Here is a 230-nt window from a genome sequence, read left to right as displayed (position 1 = left end):
CTGTATGTCCGAGATTAATAATCGCTCCCGAAGATTCCATCGGTTCAAAGGTTCCTGTTGTCACCACATCCACTTCTTTTGCCACTTGGCTGACCCCTTTTTCTGCCACGTGAGCTTTTAACTCTTCCACTGTCCACACCACAGCTTTTTGAGCTTGAATCTTGTCATTAATTTGCGCGATCGTCCGCATAGTGATTCCTGAATGTGAGTTGAACTCGAATCCATTAAAC

General features: G+C 44.8%; 1 protein-coding gene. It reads right to left on the bottom strand.

What is annotated here, in order from left to right; translation table 11 throughout:
• Nucleotides 1-190, bottom strand: a 190-nt coding sequence (locus R0J92_RS27365) for a homocysteine biosynthesis protein (protein WP_411053994.1), incomplete at its 3' end; no start/stop codon positions are given.
• Nucleotides 191-230 lie beyond the last annotated feature (40 nt).

Source organism: Tritonibacter sp. SIMBA_163, assembly GCF_046535935.1.
GTDB classification, from domain to species: domain Bacteria; phylum Pseudomonadota; class Alphaproteobacteria; order Rhodobacterales; family Rhodobacteraceae; genus Epibacterium; species Epibacterium scottomollicae.
The sequence above is the reverse complement of the archived record's forward strand: the minus strand, read 5'-3'. Positions and strand labels throughout refer to the sequence as shown.